Origin of the sequence: Mastigocladopsis repens PCC 10914 (assembly GCF_000315565.1) — a bacterium.
Classification (GTDB): Bacteria; Cyanobacteriota; Cyanobacteriia; order Cyanobacteriales; family Nostocaceae; genus Mastigocladopsis; species Mastigocladopsis repens.
In genome coordinates, this window is sequence record NZ_JH992901.1 from 2,381,543 (window position 1) to 2,402,527 (window position 20,985).

General features: G+C 42.4%; 17 protein-coding genes and 1 pseudogene. 10 read left to right on the forward strand and 8 right to left on the reverse strand.

The genetic code is table 11. From position 1 onward, the window contains the following. Positions 1 to 58 precede the first annotated feature (58 nt). Entirely contained in the window at positions 59 to 637 is a 579-nt protein-coding gene (locus MAS10914_RS0112750; RefSeq protein WP_017316329.1) for a Uma2 family endonuclease, read from the forward strand. 167 nt (positions 638 to 804) lie between these two features. Here MAS10914_RS0112750 and MAS10914_RS34160 read toward each other — a convergent pair. Together MAS10914_RS34160 and MAS10914_RS0112760 are read right to left on the reverse strand one after the other, a co-directional pair. After that, positions 805 to 1,080, reverse strand: a pseudogene (locus MAS10914_RS34160) (TetR/AcrR family transcriptional regulator C-terminal domain-containing protein); the annotation flags it as partial. Then, positions 1,071 to 1,691 (reverse strand): TetR/AcrR family transcriptional regulator, encoded by a 621-nt coding sequence (locus MAS10914_RS0112760; RefSeq protein ID WP_017316330.1) that lies wholly within the window; start codon positions 1,689 to 1,691, stop codon positions 1,071 to 1,073. The gene MAS10914_RS0112760 and the pseudogene MAS10914_RS34160, both read right to left, overlap by 10 nt. A 492-nt stretch (positions 1,692 to 2,183) precedes the next feature. Here MAS10914_RS0112760 and MAS10914_RS0112765 point away from each other — a divergent pair, with 492 nt between their 5' ends. The 3 genes from MAS10914_RS0112765 to MAS10914_RS0112775 all read left to right on the forward strand — a co-directional run bounded on the left by MAS10914_RS0112765 (position 2,184) and on the right by MAS10914_RS0112775 (position 5,590). Then, positions 2,184 to 3,494: an HlyD family efflux transporter periplasmic adaptor subunit gene (locus tag MAS10914_RS0112765; RefSeq protein ID WP_017316331.1), complete on the forward strand. Its 1,311-nt coding sequence runs from the start codon at positions 2,184 to 2,186 to the stop codon at positions 3,492 to 3,494. Between the two features lie 5 nt (positions 3,495 to 3,499). After that, positions 3,500 to 4,681 (forward strand): ABC transporter permease DevC, encoded by a 1,182-nt coding sequence (gene devC, locus MAS10914_RS0112770; RefSeq protein WP_026082527.1) that lies wholly within the window; start codon positions 3,500 to 3,502, stop codon positions 4,679 to 4,681. Positions 4,682 to 4,897: 216 nt separating this feature from the next. Next, positions 4,898 to 5,590: a DevA family ABC transporter ATP-binding protein gene (locus MAS10914_RS0112775; protein ID WP_017316333.1), complete on the forward strand. Its 693-nt coding sequence runs from the start codon at positions 4,898 to 4,900 to the stop codon at positions 5,588 to 5,590. A 236-nt stretch (positions 5,591 to 5,826) separates the two neighbouring features. Here MAS10914_RS0112775 and MAS10914_RS0112780 read toward each other — a convergent pair whose 3' ends face one another. Further along, complete coding sequence (locus MAS10914_RS0112780; protein ID WP_017316334.1) at positions 5,827 to 6,267, reverse strand: Spy/CpxP family protein refolding chaperone; 441 nt, start codon at positions 6,265 to 6,267, stop codon at positions 5,827 to 5,829. A gap of 491 nt (positions 6,268 to 6,758) precedes the next feature. Between MAS10914_RS0112780 and MAS10914_RS32105 the strand changes: the two genes are divergently transcribed. The 3 genes from MAS10914_RS32105 (at position 6,759) to MAS10914_RS0112795 (ending at position 11,354) form a co-directional block, all read left to right on the forward strand. Continuing rightward, complete coding sequence (locus MAS10914_RS32105) at positions 6,759 to 9,323, forward strand: PAS domain S-box protein (protein WP_017316335.1); 2,565 nt, start codon at positions 6,759 to 6,761, stop codon at positions 9,321 to 9,323. Between the two features lie 137 nt (positions 9,324 to 9,460). Beyond that, a complete protein-coding gene (locus MAS10914_RS0112790; RefSeq protein WP_017316336.1) occupies positions 9,461 to 10,699 on the forward strand; it encodes a sensor histidine kinase in 1,239 nt (412 codons plus the stop codon). Beyond that, positions 10,692 to 11,354 (forward strand): response regulator, encoded by a 663-nt coding sequence (locus tag MAS10914_RS0112795; RefSeq protein ID WP_017316337.1) that lies wholly within the window; start codon positions 10,692 to 10,694, stop codon positions 11,352 to 11,354. The genes MAS10914_RS0112790 and MAS10914_RS0112795 overlap by 8 nt, the downstream gene beginning before the upstream one ends. A 10-nt stretch (positions 11,355 to 11,364) precedes the next feature. On the opposite strand, the gene MAS10914_RS0112800 is transcribed toward MAS10914_RS0112795, so the two are convergent. After that, entirely contained in the window at positions 11,365 to 11,790 is a 426-nt protein-coding gene (locus MAS10914_RS0112800; RefSeq protein WP_017316338.1) for a nucleoside deaminase, read from the reverse strand. A gap of 333 nt (positions 11,791 to 12,123) precedes the next feature. On the opposite strand from MAS10914_RS0112800, the gene MAS10914_RS0112805 reads away from it, so the two are divergent. Then, positions 12,124 to 12,903 carry an ion transporter gene (locus MAS10914_RS0112805; protein WP_017316339.1) on the forward strand — a complete coding sequence of 260 codons (780 nt, stop codon included), beginning with the start codon at positions 12,124 to 12,126 and terminating at the stop codon, positions 12,901 to 12,903. 333 nt (positions 12,904 to 13,236) lie between these two features. Here MAS10914_RS0112805 and MAS10914_RS34165 read toward each other — a convergent pair whose 3' ends face one another. After that, on the reverse strand, positions 13,237 to 13,392 hold the full coding sequence (locus MAS10914_RS34165; RefSeq protein WP_156818142.1) for a hypothetical protein: 156 nt from the start codon (positions 13,390 to 13,392) through the stop codon (positions 13,237 to 13,239). A gap of 86 nt (positions 13,393 to 13,478) precedes the next feature. Here MAS10914_RS34165 and MAS10914_RS0112810 point away from each other — a divergent pair, with 86 nt between their 5' ends. After that, the gene (locus MAS10914_RS0112810; RefSeq protein WP_017316340.1) at positions 13,479 to 16,172 is read left to right on the forward strand and encodes an MHYT domain-containing protein; all 2,694 of its coding nucleotides are present in this window, start codon (positions 13,479 to 13,481) and stop codon (positions 16,170 to 16,172) included. Between the two features lie 264 nt (positions 16,173 to 16,436). On the opposite strand, the gene MAS10914_RS0112815 is transcribed toward MAS10914_RS0112810, so the two are convergent. Together MAS10914_RS0112815 and tkt are read right to left on the reverse strand one after the other, a co-directional pair. Continuing rightward, positions 16,437 to 17,078, reverse strand: a complete 642-nt coding sequence (locus MAS10914_RS0112815) for a hypothetical protein (RefSeq protein ID WP_017316341.1) — start codon at positions 17,076 to 17,078, stop codon at positions 16,437 to 16,439. A 336-nt stretch (positions 17,079 to 17,414) separates the two neighbouring features. Beyond that, positions 17,415 to 19,427, reverse strand: coding sequence for a transketolase (gene tkt / locus MAS10914_RS0112820; protein ID WP_017316342.1), 2,013 nt, complete (start codon positions 19,425 to 19,427; stop codon positions 17,415 to 17,417). Between the two features lie 34 nt (positions 19,428 to 19,461). Here tkt and MAS10914_RS34170 point away from each other — a divergent pair, with 34 nt between their 5' ends. Beyond that, positions 19,462 to 19,620, forward strand: a complete 159-nt coding sequence (locus tag MAS10914_RS34170) for a hypothetical protein (protein ID WP_156818144.1) — start codon at positions 19,462 to 19,464, stop codon at positions 19,618 to 19,620. 99 nt (positions 19,621 to 19,719) lie between these two features. Here the strand turns inward: MAS10914_RS34170 and fabF are convergent, their stop codons facing one another. Then, on the reverse strand, positions 19,720 to 20,970 hold the full coding sequence (gene fabF / locus MAS10914_RS0112825; protein ID WP_017316343.1) for a beta-ketoacyl-ACP synthase II: 1,251 nt from the start codon (positions 20,968 to 20,970) through the stop codon (positions 19,720 to 19,722). Positions 20,971 to 20,985: the final 15 nt, after the last annotated feature.

Genomic DNA, 20,985 nt, shown 5'->3' on the forward strand with positions numbered 1-20,985 from the left:
TGCATTCTGACTGCTTTTATTTAACTTGTCATTTCACTTGTCATGGTAATACTTAATTATGAGCGCGTTAATTTTACAGTTACCTCCATCGCTAAAATTAACTGATGAAGAATTTGAACAACTTGTGGCTGTTAATCAAGAATTACGGTTGGAATTGGATGCTCAAGGGGAATTAATTATAATGTCACCTACGGGAGGAGAAACGGGGAATCGTAACTTTGATTTATTAGGTCAACTATGGTTTTGGAGTCGTCAAAATAATCTCGGAAAAGCTTTTGATTCTTCGACAGGTTTTAAACTCCCCAATGGTGCAACTCGTTCTCCTGATGCATCTTGGATAACTATAGAACGATGGGAAAGATTAACACCACAACAAAGAAAGAAGTTCCTTCCTTTATGTCCTGATTTTGCAGTGGAATTGGTTTCGGAAAGTGATGATATAGAAGAGACTCAAGCCAAAATGAGGGAATATATAGAAAATGGTTTGCGTCTTGGTTGGTTGATTCATCCTCAAGAGAAACAAGTGGAAATTTATCGTCCTCATGTAGCGGTGGAAGTTCTCTATTCTCCCAAAAATTTATCGGGTGAGGATGTCTTACCTGGTTTTGTGTTAGATTTGGAACTAATTTTTGGCTAAATATTATCTACACAATTTAGAGGGGACGCCAACTTCACTAAGCAGACCAAGAGTCGTGAGTTCTTTTGCCTACATATTAGACAAGATTGCATAAGTAAATTCATCTGCGTCCATCGGCGTGCATCTGCGGTTCCAAATATCCTTCAACCGGAATTTTTGCAGAAAATCTATTCATTTGATTTGAGAATCAGGTGTATCAAAGCATCAATCAAGCGATCGCTCTCCATTGGAATAATGTCCTTACCGTACATCATCTCCTGAGTCATCATAAAATGAACCAATGACCCGATAAGAATTCGTGCCGTTGCTTCAGGATCAGGTATTTTCAATTCAGGGTGAGAAGCTAGGTAATGACTGAGAGTCTCAATAGTCGGTTTTATCAAACACAGAATACAAAACTGGGCTAACTCAGGAAAACGACCAGACTCGCCAATCAGTACTCGCTTGATTTGAGAATCAGGTGTATCAAAGCATCAATCAAGCGATCGCTCTCCATCGGAATAATGTCCTTACCGTACATCATCTCCTGAGTCATCATAAAATGAACCAATGATCCGATAAGAATTCGTGCCGTTGCTTCAGGATCAGGTATTTTTAGTTCTGGGTGAGAAGCTAGGTAATGACTCAGAGTCTTAATAGTCGGTTTTATCAAACATAGAATACAAAACTGGGCTAACTCAGGAAAACGACCAGACTCGCCAATCAGTACTCGCTTAAACGCACGAAACTCTTCATCTTTAAGCATCTGATTCAATGCTTTTGTGATTAATCGGCGCAATACTATTTTCGGGTCTCCTTCAAGGTGTTCTGTACCAAAAATGGAATGAAACCGCTTTTGAGCCAGTTTCTCGACCAGTGCCTTAAAGAGACCTTGTTTATCTTGAAAGTGGCTGTAAACTGTGGCTTTAGAAACCCCTGCACACGTCGCTACTCTATCCATACTAGTACCAGCGTAGCCATGAAGGAGAAATTCATGCATTGCCCCTTGCAGGATTTGTTCAATCTTCTCTAAGGATCTGTCGATCTCAATTTCAGTAACTCTTTCGCGCACCATTTTTCAAAAATACTCTTAATCTTATAGAAAAATTTAAAACTCAGAAGTCAGAAGTAAAAAGTGCTTTCTGTCTGGCTTTTAGACAAAGCGCGTTGTACTTCATTTACTTGCAATGTACTGTATGTAAAGAATTTAATAGATGGTTCCTTTATGTTCTAGGGTTACTCCATATTGTGTGAAACCTTTATCAATATCTCGTTGGATAGACAAAATAAAGTACCAATCATTTCCAAATTTTTGCCTAACCAAATCATTCAACAGCTAATAACTGATAACGTTAAGCTGCAACATTCACCCAAAATGTTACCAAAGGTATATGGTCTTAATAGCCTCCCTCAGATAATCTATCTAGGATGTGTCCAACACAAGCAATTTTCATTTGATTGCAACATAGGTAATGAAAATTGTTTGGAGCGAAACGAAACTAATCAGTTTAGTATAGATATATTATACGACTAAACGGTTTAGTTTTACACGCCCATGAAAGCATCCATGCTTGAAAACTCTAACATAGAAGATTCATCGCCTTTAAAACCGATTTTACGTCCACCTGTTCTGATGGCTGTACTGGCAAGTGTAACAGCAGGAGGAATGGGTGTTTACACGGTACAAAAATCCCGGAATACCAACCCTGAAGCGACAAAAGAGGAGGCGATTCCAGTAGTACAAGTAAGAACGGTGACAGCGCTGGGACGCTTGGAACCAAAGGGAGAAATCATTAAACTTTCTGCGCCAACATCAACCGAGGGGAACCGGGTTGAACAACTACTGGTCAGGGAAGGGACGAAGGTAACCCAAGGACAGGTGGTTGCAATTTTAGACAGTCGCGATCGCCTGACCGCAGCCTTAGCAGAAGCACAAGAGCAGGTAAAAGTCGCCCAGGCAAATCTTGCCCAAATCAAAGCGGGTGCCAAAACAGGAGAAATAGAAGCGCAAAAAGCAGCTATTGCCCGCATTCAAGCGGAACAAGACACAGAAGTTCTAGCACAACAAGCAACCATTGCTCGCCTAGAGGCAGAAAGAGAGACGGAAATTGAGGCACAAAAAGCCAGCATTGCTCAAGTGCAGGCACAGCAAAACAATGCCCTGGCGGAATACCGACGCTATCAAGCACTTTATCAGCAAGGGGCGGTTTCTACCTCGTTCCAGGAAACCAAGCGCTTGGCTCTCACGACAGCGCAGCAACAACTATTAGAAGCACAAGCAAACCTCAAACGCATCCAAGCCACCAAAGACCAACAACTATTAGAAGCAAAAGCCAACCTCCAACGCATCCAGACATCGCGAGAACAACAACTTAAAGAAGGCAGAGCGACCTTAGATAGAATTGCAGAAGTTCGTTCTGTAGATGTAGCAGCAGCTCAAGCAGAAGTCAATCGTGCGATCGCAGCCGTCAAAAGAGCAGAGGCAAACCTTAGACAAGCTTTCGTGCGATCGCCCCAAGAAGGTCAAATCTTTAAAATTCACACCCGTCCTGGAGAATTGGTGTCCAGCAATGACGGTATTGCAGAGATAGGGCAAACCAGCCAGATGTATGCAGTAGCAGAAGTTTATCAAAGTGATATTAACAAAGTGCGTTTAGGGCAACAAGTGCAGCTGCTAAGTGAATCTCTACTTGGTCCATTAATGGGAACTGTGGAGAGGGTTGGCTTGCAGGTAGAACGCCAGAATGTCATCAACAGCGACCCCACAAGCAATATTGATTCCAGAATCGTGGAAGTCCATGTACGCCTGGATGAACCTTCCAGCCAGGAAGCTGCTAGATACTCCAATTTGCAAGTAAGGGCGGTGATTTCTCTGTGATTGGACTGATCCAGCAAATTCAGCAACTACAGCGGCGAACACCGTTAGGATGGCTGCAACTGAGTCATCAGAAGGGGCGCTTTTTAGTGGCATTGGCAGGTATTGCTTTTGCCGATGTTCTCATGTTCATGCAGCTAGGCTTTCAGACTGCCCTGTTTAACAGTAACACCAGACTGCATAGCAGTATGCAGGCAGACATTTTTTTAGTCAGTCCTCAAGCACGTAACCTAGCGTATTTGTCTACATTTGCTCGGCGACGACTTTACCAAGCAATGGATGTACCGGGGGTGAAATCGGCAGAGGGAATGTATCTTGGTTTTATTGATTGGAAGAATCCCCAAACACACCAGAAGACTGGGGTACTGGTTATGGGTTTCAATCCTGATCAGCCAGCCTTCGACTTACCGGACGTTAAGCGTCAATTAAACATCCTCAAGCTACCAGATACAGCCCTATTTGACCGCGCCTCCAGAGGGGATTACACCGAAGCACTTACCCAACTTGACCAAAGTAAAAGCGTCACCACCGAAATAGAGCGGCGGACAATAACTATTGGTGGCTTATTTACAGTGGGGGCTTCCTTTATCGCTGATGGTAGCCTGATAACGAGCGATCAGAACTTTCTGCGACTCTTTCCCAGACAGGACGCAAGCAGTGTGAACCTGGGTTTGATTCAGCTAAAACCAGGTTATGACCCGCAACAAGTGGCAAATACCTTGAAGTCTTATCTAGTCGGTAATAATGATGTCAAAGTTCTGACAAAAGAGGAATTTATTCAATTTGAGAAGGATTACTGGCAACAAAATACGCCAATCGGCTTTATCTTTAGTTTGGGCGTAGCCATGGGCTTCATGGTGGGGGTGATTATCGTATATCAAGTTCTTTCTACCGATGTGAACGCACATATGAAAGAATACGCCACCTTCAAAGCAATGGGGTATCGCAATGCCTACTTGCTAGGGGTTGTGTTTGAAGAAGCAATCATTATGGCAGCGTTAGGTTTTCTACCAGGTATGACTGTATCCGTAGGACTGTACGCCCTCACCCGGAATGCAACTAACTTACCATTGTACATGACTTTAGCACGAGCAATTCAGGTACAGGTACTGACCATAATCATGTGTATGATTTCTGGGGCGATCGCCACTCGTAAAGTTCAATCTGCTGATCCCGCCGATATGTTTTAAGCAACTGGGTAGTAGGTAGTGGATAGTAGTCAACAATTAACAATTAACAATTAACAATTAACAATTAACAATTAACAATTACAGCGGTTTGCAACTGAGTGAGGTACACAAAGAAATAAGAAATAATGAACCACAGATGGACACAGATGGACACAGATAAATTAGTACTTTATTCAATTGAGTTGCGCTGTAACAATTAACAATTAACAATTAACTATGGAACCTGTCATCTCTATTCAAAATCTCAACCACTACTTTGGTAAAGGTCAACTCCGCAAACAAGTGCTATTTGACATCAACTTGGAGATAAACGCCGGTGAAATTGTGATTATGACCGGCCCCTCTGGTTCTGGTAAAACGACACTGCTGACCTTGGTGGGTGGGCTACGTTCTGCTCAAGAAGGGAGTTTGTACGTTTTAGGACGAGAACTGTGTGGTGCAAGTGCAGCACAACTCACTCTGGCGCGACGTAGTAACGGCTATATCTTCCAAGCACACAACCTGCATGGTAGCCTAACAGCACTGCAAAATGTCAGGATGGGTTTGGAACTGCACAAGAGTATTAGCCCACAAGAAATGCACAGACGTTCAGCGGAGATGCTAGAGTTAGTAGGATTGGGAAATCGTCTTAATTATTACCCAGATGATTTGTCTGGGGGACAAAAACAACGAGTTGCCATAGCCCGTGCGCTGGTGAGTCATCCCAAAATTGTTCTAGCAGACGAACCCACCGCCGCCCTTGATAGTAAGTCGGGTCGAGATGTGGTGAACCTGATGCAAAATCTAGCGAAAGAGCAAGCTTGTACGATTTTGCTGGTGACTCATGATAACCGCATCTTGGACATAGCCGATCGCATTGTCTATATGGAAGATGGTAAGTTAGCGAAAGCCCCTGCTACTGTTGGATAGCAGAATATATTATTGTTCATTGTTGCTAGCAGTTTTCATGATTTTTTTGTGGGATGGGCGACACGAGCTGTCCTGGATTTAAGGCGCTCAAGATGCTCCGCCAACGCGCAGCGTGCGCTTTGCGCTCAGTTTGCAAGGGCGGGGGGAACCCCCGCACGCAACTTCTCTCCACCCCACAAAAACTGTATTCAATACAACTAGAGAACCGCTATAAATTTAAAAGCGCTAGTGATAAGCTACATATTGCGTTGTTGACGACGAGCACGCATCTCCTCTCGGTATTTTTGTAGTTGTTCTTTTTGCTGTGGTGTCAAGATTGCTTCAATCTGCGTTTTCTGTGACTGCATCAGTTGGCGCATTTGGTTTTTTTGCTGATCAGTCAAATTCAAACTAGCAAACCTATCTCCCTTTCCCTGGCGGTTTTGCATAGCTGTTTTTAACTGTTCCCGTTGCTGTTCGGTCAGAATTTTGTCCATTTCAGCACGAGCATTGCTGCGGATTTCTTTGATTTTGGCTTTTTGTTCATCCGTCAGTCCCAAACGTTGGAGTGCTCCCCCCTTTTGCTGAGATTGTGCAATAACTAAGGGTGAATTTGCCTCTGCTTTGACGACGAAGGAGGTTGCAGTTAAACTAAGAGCGATCGCCCCGCAAATGATTGATAAGTTTTTGAGTTTCATTAAAGGATCTCTTGGGTTTCTCTTGCTTGATACCACTATCATAGAACTTCAAATTTAAAAGTTACATGAGGAGAAAGTCACCCCTACAATCATGACTCAAGTCATAGTCCATACAATCACTCAATTCATCAGGGAAGTTTGGAGCTTTCTCTTATCATATGAATCCTGCCGAAATAAATGTCTTTACAATAACAATGAAAACCTATGAATCAAGCTTCATTTTGCAACTCCCAAAGTTTGAGTTCGAGGTCTTTTATAGAAATTTTACAGGCTTTTTCAAAAACCTATTTTTTGTCAATACGTAATTTTTCATAATTTTATTATAACATATAAAATAATTCAGGGGATTTACTGAATACAATATACAGATTTTTATTCTATACCTAAAATTTAATGTTTTATAAAATCCATAGATACTCAATAACAGTTATACGATATCAACCCAAAGCCTTTCAAATACTTTTCTTATAGTATCCCTACACCAACTTTTTATGGATACCATTATAGAAAAAATCTTATCTCCAAATCATACAGAATGTTTAGTAGTATCTCACGACTTGGTGATTCTGGAAACTTCCCCAGGTGTTCAACGTTTTGTTGAATTTCCCGCAGAAGTTATGTTAGGAAAAGATGTTCGAGTTAGTTTTCCTGAATTAATAGAATATGAAAACTATTTAATCGACATCATCGAAGGACAACAAAAGAGTTTTGAATTAAAAGGTATTATCTCTTCTAAGCAAACCGGTCCTTCTTGTTATCTTGATTGGCATATTATCGGTTTGAAAAATAGCTTGATCTTTTTGATAAAAGATGCAACAGAAAGAAATGTTTTAGAGCAAAAGTTGTTGCAAGAAAAACAGACAGATAATCTCTTGACTGAGAATTTATTAAACGCCTTATCTACTGCTTATAATTATATTGATAAACTTCTCACATCTATAAGAGACGCCTTATTTATCACAACAGATTCTGGAAATATCACCACTGTCAATCAAACAGCACTAGAATTGTTTGAATATAGCCAAGAAGAATTAATATTACAACCCATTTCAACACTTATTAATGACGATAAATTCTTACAAAAAGCTTTTCAGTTAAATCACTTATCTAAAAGAGATTTTTTACATGATTACGAAGTCATTTGTCAGACCAAAACACAAAGAAAGCTTATTGTTTCCTTCTCTGCTGTTTCAACCGAGATAGAGGGCTTACAACATTTTGTCTATGTTGGTCGCGATATTACACAACGCAAGCGAACCGAACAGCTTCAGAGCGTAGAGCATACCACGACACGTATATTAGCTTCTTCCACCACAGTTTCACAAGCCACGACGAAAATTTTATCTACTATTTGCTTTGAACTAGGATGGGATTTAGGTGAATTCTGGAGCATAGAGCGGCAAACTAACGAGCTGCAACTCAGTTCTACTTGGCACAGACCAAGTGTTAATTTTCCTGAGTTTGAGTTGGTTTCACAACAAATGACCTTTTCACCAAAGGTCGGACTTCCGGGTTGCGTTTGGGCTAGGAGTGAACCCGTCTGGGTCAATGATCTTCAAAATGAGAACGACCAGTGGAGGGAAAGCGCGGTAAAAGAAGGTTTGCATGGAGCTTTTGGTTTTCCTATCAAATGCGGGAACGAAATCAAAGCTGTGATGACTTTCTTCAGCCACAACATTCAACAGCCACAGTCAGATTTGCTGAGTGTGATGGTTATTATTGGCAGCCAGATTGGTCAATTTATCTTGCGCTGTCAAGCAGAGGCGGCGTTGCGGGAAAGCGAAGAACGCTTTCAAGCTTTTATGAACAACACTCCCGCTGTCGCTTTTATGAAGGACTCCGAAGGGCGCTACGTTTACCTCAATAAGACGTTAGAGCATCATTTCAACATTGAGTTAGCTAATTTGCAAGGCAAAACGGATTTTGATTGGATACCACAACAGACAGCAAAACAAGTGCGGGAGAATGATACACAAGTCCTGTCTACAGGTAAAGTTGGACAGATTATTGAAACCGTTCCCACACCAGATGGACGTCCCCATTACTGGTTAGTTTTTAAGTTTCCTTTTCAGGATGGTGAGGGACGACAGTTAGTCGGAGGCGTAGCGTTTGATATCACTGAGCGTAAACTTTTAGAACAAGCACTTTTTGAAGAAAAAGAACTGGCTCAGGTGACGCTGCAATCTATCGGAGATGCAGTCATCACAACCGATGCTTCTGGACAGATAAAATATCTTAACCCGGTTGCAGAACAATTGACTGGCTGGAGTCTTCAGGATGCACAAGGAAAGCCATTGGCAGAGGTCTTTAAAGTTGTCAATGAAACTACACGGGAAGTTTTGGAAAATCCCGTAGAAAAAGCCTTGCGTTCTGGCAGTATCGTTGGTCTTGATAAAAATAGCGTCCTGATTACCCGCAACGGTAGCGAGATACCGATTGACGACTCTGCTGCACCCATTCGCGCTCGGGATGGTCAAATTATTGGTACGGTGATGGTGTTTCAAGACGTTTCCCAGATACGCAGTATGGCAAGACAACTCTCTTGGCAAGCTACTCACGATGCTTTAACCGGACTTTTCAACCGTCGGGAATTTGAATTCCGTTTGGAAGAAGCATTGAAAAGCGCTAAGACAGAAAATCTGCAACATTCGCTGTGTTATCTAGATTTAGATAGATTCAAAATTGTTAACGATACCTGCGGTCATATCGCTGGTGATGAACTTTTGCGTCAAGTGACTGAGGTGTTGCAAAACTCAGTACGCTCGTCCGATACTTTAGCACGTCTGGGTGGAGATGAATTTGCCATACTGCTGGAATTTTGCCCTCTAGAGCCAGCATTGCGGATTGCTAACACAATATTGCAGCGTATCCAGGAGTTTCGTTTTATATGGCAAGATAAATCTTTCAATATTGGTGTCAGCATTGGGTTACTTGTTTTTAACGCAGATAACCAAAGTATGAATAGTGTATTAAGTGCTGCTGACGCAGCTTGCTATGTAGCCAAAAACAAAGGGCGAAATCGTGTACATATTTATCATACTGATGATACTGAATGAGTTATGGCTCAAGGTGACAGTATTGCCGAACGATGCTCCTTTAATTTAGAAGGATAGTAGGCTATCAATTTCTGAAATAAACCCGATTTCTCTAATTAGGCTTACTATAAAACTAGTTTAAAGTTAGGTTTATTTTTATGAAACGTCCTATTCAATTCGACAATCACCCTTTTCGGTTTCTACTTTATTTGGAGTGGATACTGCTGGCGTTTGCTGCTTTTACAGGAATTATACCATCTTTTTCACAGCGATTTCAGCCTAGATTTCCCGAATTGACAATTTGTAGTCTGGCGCTTTTTGGTTTAATGGGCTTAAGATTGCCGACTCGTAACCATATCACTAAAGCTATTTACACTGCAGTTGAAATATTATTAATTTTAATAATTGGCTTTTTCGGAGGAAAAACTGCTCGTCTTTTCCCCTTTTTTTACCTCATTTTAGTCACTCGCAGTTGCTTAATTTTTGAGTTGCCAGGTCGTTTGGTAGTGACAGGTTTATCATTTATTTTATTTCTGTTAACAATTAGAAGGCGGTTTGCACACATAGCATCATCACCAGGAGAACAAGAGCGTTTTTGGTTTTTTACTTTAAGCTTTGTGCTGGTATTCGGATTGGCTCTGTTGTTTGTTTTGCTGTTGATGAATGCAGTCTTATCTGAACGAAAAAGCCGAGAGAAACTAGCAATCGCTAATAATAAACTCCGTCACTATGCTCTACAAATTGAAAATCAAGCAACTCTTGAAGAACGTAACCGCATTGCTCGTGAAATACACGATTCATTAGGACACTCTCTTACTGCTTTGAATTTGCAATTAGAAACTGGTTTAAAGCTTTGGCAATCTAACCCAACAAAAGCACAGACCTTCTTGACAAAGGCAAAGGAGTTAGGTTCTAAAGCGTTACAAGATGTGCGTCAATCAGTTTCTACTATGCGTTCTCATCCCTTGCAAGAGCAATCTTTAGAACTGGCGATCGCCGGACTTGCAGAAAATGTTCAGCGTTCAACGGGTGTCGCACCAATTTGTCAAATTTACTTATCTCACCCTATCCCAGTTGAAGTTAGCACTGCTGTTTACCGCATTGTCCAAGAATCATTTACAAATATCTGTAAGTATGCACGCGCCACAGAAGTTAAACTGGAAATAACTACAATTAAAACTTGTTTGCAGTTAAAAATTGCAGACAATGGTATAGGGTTTGATGTCACACAAAATACCACTGGTTTTGGACTTCAAAGTATGCGCGATCGCACTTTAGCTCTGGATGGTTATTTTAATATTAAAAGCGCTCCTGGTTCAGGTTGTCAAGTTATAGCTACTATTCCTCTTTCTCTGTCTTTACTAACTCATTTAGAAACTCATGACGTACATGATTAAGGTTTTACTTGTAGATGACCAGAGTTTAATTCGTCAAGGATTAAAAGCATTATTAGAATTAGAACCGGATTTAGAAATAGTCGGAGAGGCAGAAAATGGGGAAATTGCTATTCATTTGATTGAACAATTCTATCCAGATGTGGTATTAATGGATATTAGAATGCCTGTTATGGATGGTGTTGCAGCATCTTCGGAAATTCAAAAGCGGTTTCCTAAAATTAAAGTTTTGGTGCTGACAACTTTTGATGATGATGAATATGTGAAAGCGGCGTTACAAAATGGAGCCATGGGTTATTTGCTGAAAGATACACCCTCAGAAGAGTTAGCTTTTGCTATTCGCGCAGTCTACAAAGGATACACTCAATTAGGACCAGGAATAGTCAAAAAACTTGTCACTCAATTTTCTAATGCAAAACTCACTCAGTCACCGCCTCCACCACCTAGCTTGGCTGAACTGACTCCTAGAGAAAAAGAAGTTTTGCGGTTAATTGCTACAGGTGCTAGTAACCGAGAAATTGCACAACAACTCTATATTTCTGAAGGAACAGTGAAGAACCATGTCACCAATGTTTTGAATCGTTTACATTTGCGCGATCGCACCCAAGCGGCAATTTTTGCTAATTCTTTTTTGCCATATTTGAATGACCCCAGTTAAAGCTGATAAGCTACTTAAATAATTTTAGACACTCTTCTCTTAAAATGCCTCTTTTGACTGTAAGTTTTCTAAAGCTTTTAGCAATAATCTCTTCACATGAAACATTAATTTGAGATTGATTAACCGAAACTAAATCTTCAATAGAAGCACCGTATACTATTTCTGATAAACCCGTCCAAACACAAGCAGCTGCACACATTGGACAAGGTTCACCAGTAGTATATATGATATAACCTTCTAAAGAAGGATTGTTAAGTTTAGCCGTTAAACTGCGAATGACATTTATTTCTGCATGGGCAGAAGGGTCACTATTTCGCCTTACAGTATTATGAGCTAAGGCAACGACTTGGTTATCTTTGACAATGACAGCACCATAAGGCGCATCTCCTTTTTTTGCTTCTTCCAGTGCCAAACGCATAAAGTATTCTGTGTTCATACAAGATTGAGAGTAGAAAATTATTATTAATATAATACATTGCAAGTAAATGAAGTACAGCGCCCTTCTCTAAAAGCCGGATAGAAAGGTCTTTTTACTTCTGATTCCTGACTTCTGAATTCTGCTGTATCACTCGGTACATAAAACAATTTTAAGCTAAAACATATCTAGGAGCGCATATTTACTTGTTAGGGTCGTCAAGAGTCAAGAGTTAAAAGTCAATAGTAATTCTGGACTCTGGACTTTTGACAAATGATCTGCCTTCACGCTCATAATGTGCAATTTAAATGCACAACAGCTTAGTGAATTTGTTCAACGCGGTTTCTGCAAATTATGTTACTTAGTAGAGAAAAAACAGCATTTTACTTAAAAGATTTGGAAACACCAGTAGGTAAAGCGATTAACTTAACCATTGCTGGACTAGTTTTACTATCATCAGGAATCTTTGTAGCAGAAACTTATAATCTGACTGACCTTTTACATTTCTATTTGAATGCAATCGATACGGCAATATTGTTAATTTTTGCAGCAGAGTACTTACTACGTTTGTGGAGTGAAGAAAATAAAATTGAGTATCTTCTAAGTTTCTATTCCATCATTGACTTAATGGCAATTTTGCCATCTTTTCTGGGAGTCGTTGATATCAGCTTTATCCGACTACTACGATGGTTCCGGATTTTACGGCTAATCCGGTTTCTAGATCAGAAATTTTTATTTGGTATTAGTACAGAAGATGGCTTAATTTCTGCACGAATATTATTTACCTTGTTTGCGATTATCTTTGTCTACTCTGGTTTAATTTATCAAGTTGAGCATCCTGTTAATCCAGAAGTTTTCACTACTTTTTTGGATGCTTTTTATTTTTCCATAGTGACCATGACAACTGTAGGTTTTGGCGATGTGATTCCGATTTCTGAACTAGGTCGCCTAATGACAGTGTTAATGATTTTAACAGGTATTGCGCTCATTCCTTGGCAAGTAGGGGATTTGATAAAGCGATTAGTCAAAACTGCAAATCAAGTAGAAACAGTTTGTTCTGGGTGTGGTTTGTCTTTCCATGATACAAACGCTAAATTCTGCAAAATTTGTGGCACAAGGTTGAGAAAAGATTAACTATAGCAATCCTATTTGAGTTGCGGGATTTTTCGTGTTCGCATAGCGTCTGGGACAGGAGAAGGCTGTCCTTAGTGAGACAGCGCTTGTTCTAACAAAAATAAGCGGTTATTTGCTAGATAAGAGTGTCAGTACTGAAAAATAATTAGTATCTTGCTAAACATATTTATTGTCTAAAATACTTAAAATATGAGTTTTTGATAAAAAACTTTACTTTTATAATCAAATCGGTTTAAATTTTTTCTTACTTAAGAAAACTGTAAAAAGTACATTTTTGTATCTCTGGATCGTTTTGCTATCTGGCAACCTAAGGTATGAGTGCGTCTACTAATCTTACTTTTCATCACCGCTGAGTCCTGAGTACTGAGTTTGAGTACATTCCCACAGAGAAACCTGAGGGGATTGAACAATTTCAAACTCAGCACTTGGCAACGCCAGTCGCCTATGTAGATAAAACGCCACTTGCGACCCAAAGGGTCGCAATGCCAAACAGTGGCTCTCTTTCCAAGAGCGCTGTCTCCTCAGGACTATATTTATTCACATTATTTACACAAATCCCACGTGAGGTTAACTAGATGCTCTTGGCAGATGTAGCAATGAGTAGTACTTACAATCCAAATCTTGTAGGGCTTTCAATTGTGATAGCTGTGATTGCTTCCTACACCGCTCTCGATTTAGCTGGGCGGGTAACAGCCGCTCAAGCACAGGCTAGACTTGCTTGGTTAATTGGCGGCGCAATTGTCATGGGAATTGGCATTTGGTCAATGCACTTTGTTGCCATGCTCGCCTTCAGTTTACCGATACCGATGAGCTATGACATCTTGACTGTGGTACTCTCAGTGCTGCCTGCTGTTATTGCGTCAGGTGGAGCGCTTTTCCTTGCCAGTCGCGAAGTTTTGGATACGCGGCAATTGCTGATTGGTGGCGTGTTGATGGGCATTGGCATTGCGTCCATGCACTACATTGGTATGGCGGCAATGCGGATGGAAGCCGCTACTCGGTATGACCCAGTGCTGTTTATAGTTTCTGTGGCGATCGCCATCAGTGCGTCAATTGTAGCGCTCTGGATTGCTTTCCAACTGCGTTTACAGATCGGTAAAACTGGTAGACGGCGCAAGATTTCGAGTGCGTTCATCATGGCAACTGCAATCTCCGGGATGCACTACACGGGAATGGCAGCTGCCTCTTTCACGCCAAATAGAGTGACTGGTATAATCACGACCAAGGCAATGCAAGTATCCCTTCCTGGGCTGGCTGTAGGCATTGGCGTTGGCACTCTGATCATTCTTGCCTTCACGCTGCTGACTTCCTTCGTGCAGCGGCGAATGGATACCGAAACAGTATTACTCAAACAGCAAGAAGCTCTTCGTTCGCAACTATTTACGGACATTAGCCTGCGTATTCGGCGTTCTCTCAAATTCGAAGATGTCCTCAATACAGCCGTTACTGAGGTTAGGAAAGCACTGAAGATAGACCGCGTTATTATCTATCGCTTCAATTCTGACTGGAGTGGCATCATCATCGCGGAGTCGGTAGCACAGGGTTGTATAAAAACCTTAGGGATAACAGCCCATGATTTGTTTCGCAAAGATGACATTGAAATGTACAAAAATGGTCGAGTCCGCGCTACCAACAATATTTATGAAGCGGATTTTACAGACTCTCATCGGGAGATTCTTAATAAGTTTCAAATCAAAGCGAATTTGGTTGCACCTATTCTAAGTGAGAATCGGCTTTTGGGTTTATTGTGCGCTCACCAATGTTCTGAGCCTCGAATTTGGCACAAGTCAGAAATTCATTTATTCGGGCAATTAGCCATTCAAGTCAGCATTGCTCTAGAACAAGCCAATCTTCTGCATCAACTGAGTGCCGCACAGGAAGCGCTGCGGGTGCGTGACCGTGCGATCGCCGCTGTCAGCAGCGCTATTGTCATGACAGACCCTCGTCAGCTAGACAATCCTATTATCTTTTGCAATCCTGCATTTGAAACCATCACCGGCTACACACCACAAGAAGCGTTGGGACGTAACTGCCGATTTCTACAAGGACCTGACACTGACCCAGCCACTATTGAGCAAATACGCACAGCAGTGCGACAGGAGCACGAATGTCATGTCGTCATCAAGAATTACCGCAAAGATAGTACTTCGTTCTGGTGTGAGTTAAGCATTTTTCCAGTACGAGACATGACTGGACAGGTTATAAATTTTATTGGAGTGCAATCCGATATTACCATTAGCAAGCAGACGCAAGAAGAATTGAAGCTTTATAAAGAAGACCTCCAACATCAACTTGTAGAACTTTTTAGTGATTTTAAAGAAGTAGCTAAAGGGGACCTTACAGCTCGGGCTGAAATGACAAGCGGTCAAATCACAATTGTATCTGACTTTTTTAATACCATCATTGAAAACTTACGGCAAATAGTCATTCAAGTCAAACAAGCAGCCCAACAGGTCAATGTTTCCCTGAGGGAAAACTCTGATGCTATCCGTCAGTTAGCAGATAAAGCACTCCAACAGACTCAAGAAATGACCCACACTCTTGATTCAGTGGAGCAAATGAACCTCTCTATTCAAGAAGCCGCCAATAATGCCCATCAAGCAACAGAAGTTGCTCGCACATCTGCTAACACTGCCTTTGTTGCAGGTCAAGCAATGGAACGTAGTGTCTCTAGCATCTTAAATTTACGAGAGACAGTTGGAGAAACCGCCGAAAAGATGAGGCGTTTTAGCGAATCCTCCCAAGAGATTTCCAAAGTTGTGACATTGATTAAGCAAATCGCGTTGCAAACAAACCTGTTGTCTATCAACGCCAATATTGAAGCATCTCGTGCTGGGGAACAAAGTCAAGGCTTTGTCATTGTGGCTGAAGAAGTCGGTCGATTAGCAGCACAGTCAGCCCAAGCGAGTCAAGAAATTGAACACATAGTGCAAAACATTCAGTCAGAAACCAAAGAAGTTGTCCAAGCGATAGAATTGGGAACAACTCAGGTGGTGGAAGGCGCTCACTTAGTTAAAGACGTTAAGCAAAGCATAAAGCAGATTGTAGAAGTGTCTCGTCAAATTGATGAGTTAGTGCAGTCAATTTCTCAGACAACAGTGTCTCAAGCTCAAACTTCGCAAACTGTTGCTTTTTTGATGAAGGAAATTGCCAAAGCATCAGTTCGCACTGCTGATTCGTCTCGGGTTGTGTCTACATCTCTACAACAAACTGTAGAAGTAGCGCAGCAATTACAGGCATCAGTGAGTGTGTTTAAAACAGGAGATTGAGGAGTCAAGTCTCAATTCTTGTAACTTAGCAGGTAATCGAAGCTAGTTTAGATAACTCGATTACGCTTTATAAACGGGTGATACTCGTTTTTTACTCAAACAGGTGATTTGCAACACCAACTTACCCAGAAAGCTTCTTACAACTGAGTCAGGATATCAAGCAACATGGTATTTGCAATTCATATATTACAGCGATCGCCAAGGGCGATCGCTTTCGAAGAGAGTCTACTTTGTCAATGCGTAAGTCCTAGACTTGTTGAGTGCTTATTTCGTGACCTCCCTGGGGAGTGATGTAAAGAACTGTTGGAAAGCATCTTCTGTTAAAGAGGTTATGACTTTTTCTTTATATGTCAACAACGATGCGTTAATGGCAGCTTGTTCGTTGACACATACTGCCACTGCCTCAAGCTTAGGCTGCGGTCTCGTCAACTGATAACCAAAAGATGTAATGCCTATAGCCTCTCGTGCCGTCACCGATATCCTCTTTTTATTGTCATCCCAAAGGTTGCTCCATCTTAAGGGAGATGCGAAGTGAAATTCAGTCAGTGCATGAAGACCTCCTAGCAACCATGCATCATTTGCAAGTAGCGACCAGTTTTCTGAACTCAAGATACTTCCACTTTGTTGGTTGAAATCTTCGTCTAAAGTTAAGAGGTTTTTTTTCATATCCTCATCAATGCTGGGGAAGCTTTCATCTGAAGGAATTAAGACAAATTGACCATCTGCTCCTTGAGTTTTCAGTTGTAAGCGTCCAACGATTGTAATACCTAAAAGCGATCCTGCTTTTGCTTTTTGATATATGGCATAAGCTACATTTATCTTTTGTGGTTGTAAAGATGAATCTGAGTAATAAGTTGAACCACAGGACTGGGCATCCCTTGTAAAATCTTCTTGGGAAGTGTACATACAGCGGTTTGCAATTGGATGAGGTACACAAAGAAATAATGAACCACAGATGGACAACGGACACTTGCTACAACGGGGGGAACCCTCCGCAGTCGCCTCAACGGGGGGAACCCCCGCACGGCGCTGCTCTCCGCAACGCAGTGTCCTCCAGATGGACACAGATAAATTAGTACTCCATTCAATTGAGTTGCGCTGTAATTTATATTGCTGTAATTTATATTGATGTACTTAATTATAATTAGAGAAAAGTTACTCTCTTGTATTTACTTTCTATTCTAATAAAAAAGGTGGGCTACCTTGCCCACCCAAAAAACAAAGAGAATATTCTGTTCCTAATTAACCCAACAATTGTTTCGCTTTAGCTAACACATTATCAACACTGAAGCCAAACTTCTCCAGACAGACACCGCCAGGAGCTGAAGCACCAAAGCGATCAATGCTAACAGTGTCGCCTTCAGTGCCGACGTACTTGTGCCAACCGAAACTAGCACCAGCTTCTACAGACAAACGCTTGGTGACAGCTTTAGGCAGAATAGACTCTTTATAAGCCGCATCCTGTGCTTCAAACAGTTCCCACGAGGGCAGCGAGACAACACGGACTTTCTTGCCTTCGCTGGTAAGTTTCTCAGCTGCGGTTACGCAGAGGCTCAATTCCGAACCAGTACCAATTAGGATCAGATCTGGCGTACCCTCGCTATCGACAACCGTGTATCCACCCTTTGTCACACCCTCAATCGAGGTTCCTGCCAAGTTCGGGACGTTTTGACGGGTGAACGCCAACAGGGTGGGAGCGTTTTGCTTTGCCTTCTCAATCGCCACTTTGTAAGCGCCAGAACATTCGTTCCCATCTGCGGGGCGAATCACCGTTAGCTTAGGAATGGCTCGCAGAGAAGCTAGAGTTTCGATGGGTTGGTGTGTTGGACCATCTTCGCCTTGTCCAATAGAGTCGTGGGTCATCACCCAAATCACGCCAGCTTGGGACAGGGCGGATAAGCGGATGGCAGCACGCATATAATCTGTGAAGATCAAGAAGGTAGCACCGTAGGGAATTAATCCAGATTGATGCAGCGCTATGCCGTTACAGATTGCGCCCATACCGTGTTCCCGCACACCAAAGTGGATGTTGCGGTTTTGGTATTGTCCTTTCTGAAAGTCGCCGAAACCCTTAATTTCAGTCAGGTTGGAGTGGGTCAAGTCAGCCGAACCACCAATGAGCTCTGGTAAAACCGATGCCAGTTTGTTGAGGCAGGTTTCCGAGTGTTTGCGGGTGGCTACTGCTTTGTCTTCTGGTTTGTAGGTGGGTAGTACCTTATCCCAACCATCGGGCAGTGTGCCATTAATGTAACGTTCAAATTCAGCCGCTTCTTGGGCATACTTGCCTTTGTAGGTGTCAAAGGTGTTGTTCCATTCTGCTTCGTAGTTTGCGCCGCGCTCAACTGCTTTGCGCCAGTGCTTAAGGGCATCTTCTGGAACAACAAAAGGTTCGTGTTCCCAACCCAAGTTTTCGCGGGTGAGTTTAACTTCGTCTCCACCCAAAGCAGCACCATGAACACCAGCGGTATTTGCTTTATTGGGCGAACCGTAACCAATAGTGGTTGTGACCTTAATGAAAGTAGGCTTATCGGTGACGGATTTTGCCTCTTCAATTGCTTTGGCAATTCCTTCTAAATCGGTGTTGCCATCTTTAACGTGCAGTACGTGCCAACCGTACGCTTCAAAACGCTTACTGACATCTTCGGTAAATGCGATATCTGTAGAACCATCGATGGAGATGTGGTTGTCGTCGTACAGAGCGATCAGTTTGCCTAATCCCAGGTGTCCCGCGTAAGAACAAGCTTCACCAGAAACGCCTTCCATGTTGCAGCCATCACCTAAAATCACGTAGGTGTAATGGTCAACAATCTTGGCATCGGGTTTGTTGAACTTTGCAGCAAGGTGTGCTTCTGCGATCGCCAAACCAACTCCATTGGCAATTCCTTGCCCCAGAGGTCCGGTGGTGACTTCTACGCCAGCAGTCATGAAGTTTTCAGGGTGTCCAGGGGTTTTGGATTCCCACTGACGGAATTGCTTGATATCTTCAATTGATACGCTGTCGTAGCCTGTCAGGTACAGCAAGGCATACTGCAACATAGAGCCGTGACCGGCAGACAGAACAAAGCGATCGCGGTTGAACCACTTGGGATTTTTGGGATTAGACCGCATAAAGCGATCCCATAGCACAAAAGCCATTGGCGCTGCGCCCATAGGCAGCCCTGGGTGACCGGACTTTGCCTTTTCTACGGCATCAATTGCCAGAAAGCGAATCGAGTTAATACAAAGTTCTTCGAGGGTTTGGGTTGCAACAGCCATAATAAGATTGTTCTTTACGACAGGTTAGCACTTGTTGAGTATCACCACGGGGATTGTTTATAAGATCCCCTTTGGCAGTATCCTCATCATCATCCCATTGGTACTTGTTGCCGGACAAGCCGCAGATTTGAGGATTTTTGATGAGGATTTGGGATTAATTTTATGGGGCATTCCCCATAGTATCGGTTGCTGACGGACTTAATTATCAAGCTACCTGCCCTACACCCGCTCTTCACGCTCTTGTTGATTTCTACACCTTGAGATCAGATCTACGTATCTCAAATTTCTAACCCTAGACATATTTCTTAAAGGCTAGTGTCACGTTGTGACCGCCAAAACCAAAAGAATTGGATAATGCAACTTCAACATTTGCGGCGCGGCTAGTGTTAGCGACATAATCCAGGTCGCACTCTGGATCGGGGTTTTCCAAATTAATTGTCGGTGGAATTTGGTTATTGGCGATCGCCAGTACTGTTGCTACAGCTTCAATGCCGCCAGAACCACCCAATAGATGACCTGTCATTGATTTGGTGGAACTGATTGCTATTTTATAGGCATAGTCGCCCAAAGCTTTTTTCATTGCTGCAGTTTCGGTTGGATCATTCACTGGGGTACTAGTCCCGTGGGCATTGATATAGCTTATTTGTTCTGGAGTGAGTCCTGCATCCTTAAGTGCCAGTTGAATGGCTCTTGCTGCACCTTCACCTCCAGGGACTGGAGAAGTCATATGATAAGCGTCGCAAGTCATGCCATAACCAACAAGTTCTGCATAAATCCTGGCTTTACGACTGAGGGCGTGCTGTAGCTCTTCTAAAATTAAGATACCTGCACCCTCACCCATCACAAATCCGTTGCGGTCTTTATCAAACGGACGGCTCGCATGAGCGGGGTCTTCATTACGGGTTGAAAGGGTTCTGGCTGCCGCAAATCCAGCAAAAGACAAAGGTGTAATTGCTGCTTCACACCCGCCACAAATCATTGCTTGGGCATATCCCCCTTGAATCAACCGAAAAGCATCACCTATAGCGTTTGAGCCAGCGGCACAAGCCGTGACGGAGCAGGAATTTGGTCCTCTAGCACCAGTGTGAATTGCTGTCAACCCAGCTGCCATATTGGCAATCATCATTGGTATCATGAAGGGACTACAGCGGTCGGGACCACGGTTTAGGTAGATCGTTTGCTGGTCTTCCATCACCTTAATGCCACCCACGCCAGAACCAATTATGACGCCCACTTGTTCTGCGTTTAGGTCATTGATAACTAACTGCGCGTCCACTAAAGCCTGTTTTGCTGCCGAAACCCCAAATTGGGCAAATCGGTCCATGCGCTTGGCTTCTTTGCGATCCATGAACTCATGCGGATCGAAGTTTTTTACCTCACCAGCAATGCGACAATCATGCCCAGACGCATCGAATAAGGTGATTTCACCAATGCCATTGCGCCCGCTTATTAATCCTTCCCAATATTGGGCTGGTGTATTACCAATCGGTGTAATCGCGCCAACCCCAGTGACAACAACGCGTTTACGTATAAAATCAGTCATGTCAATAGTTTATGA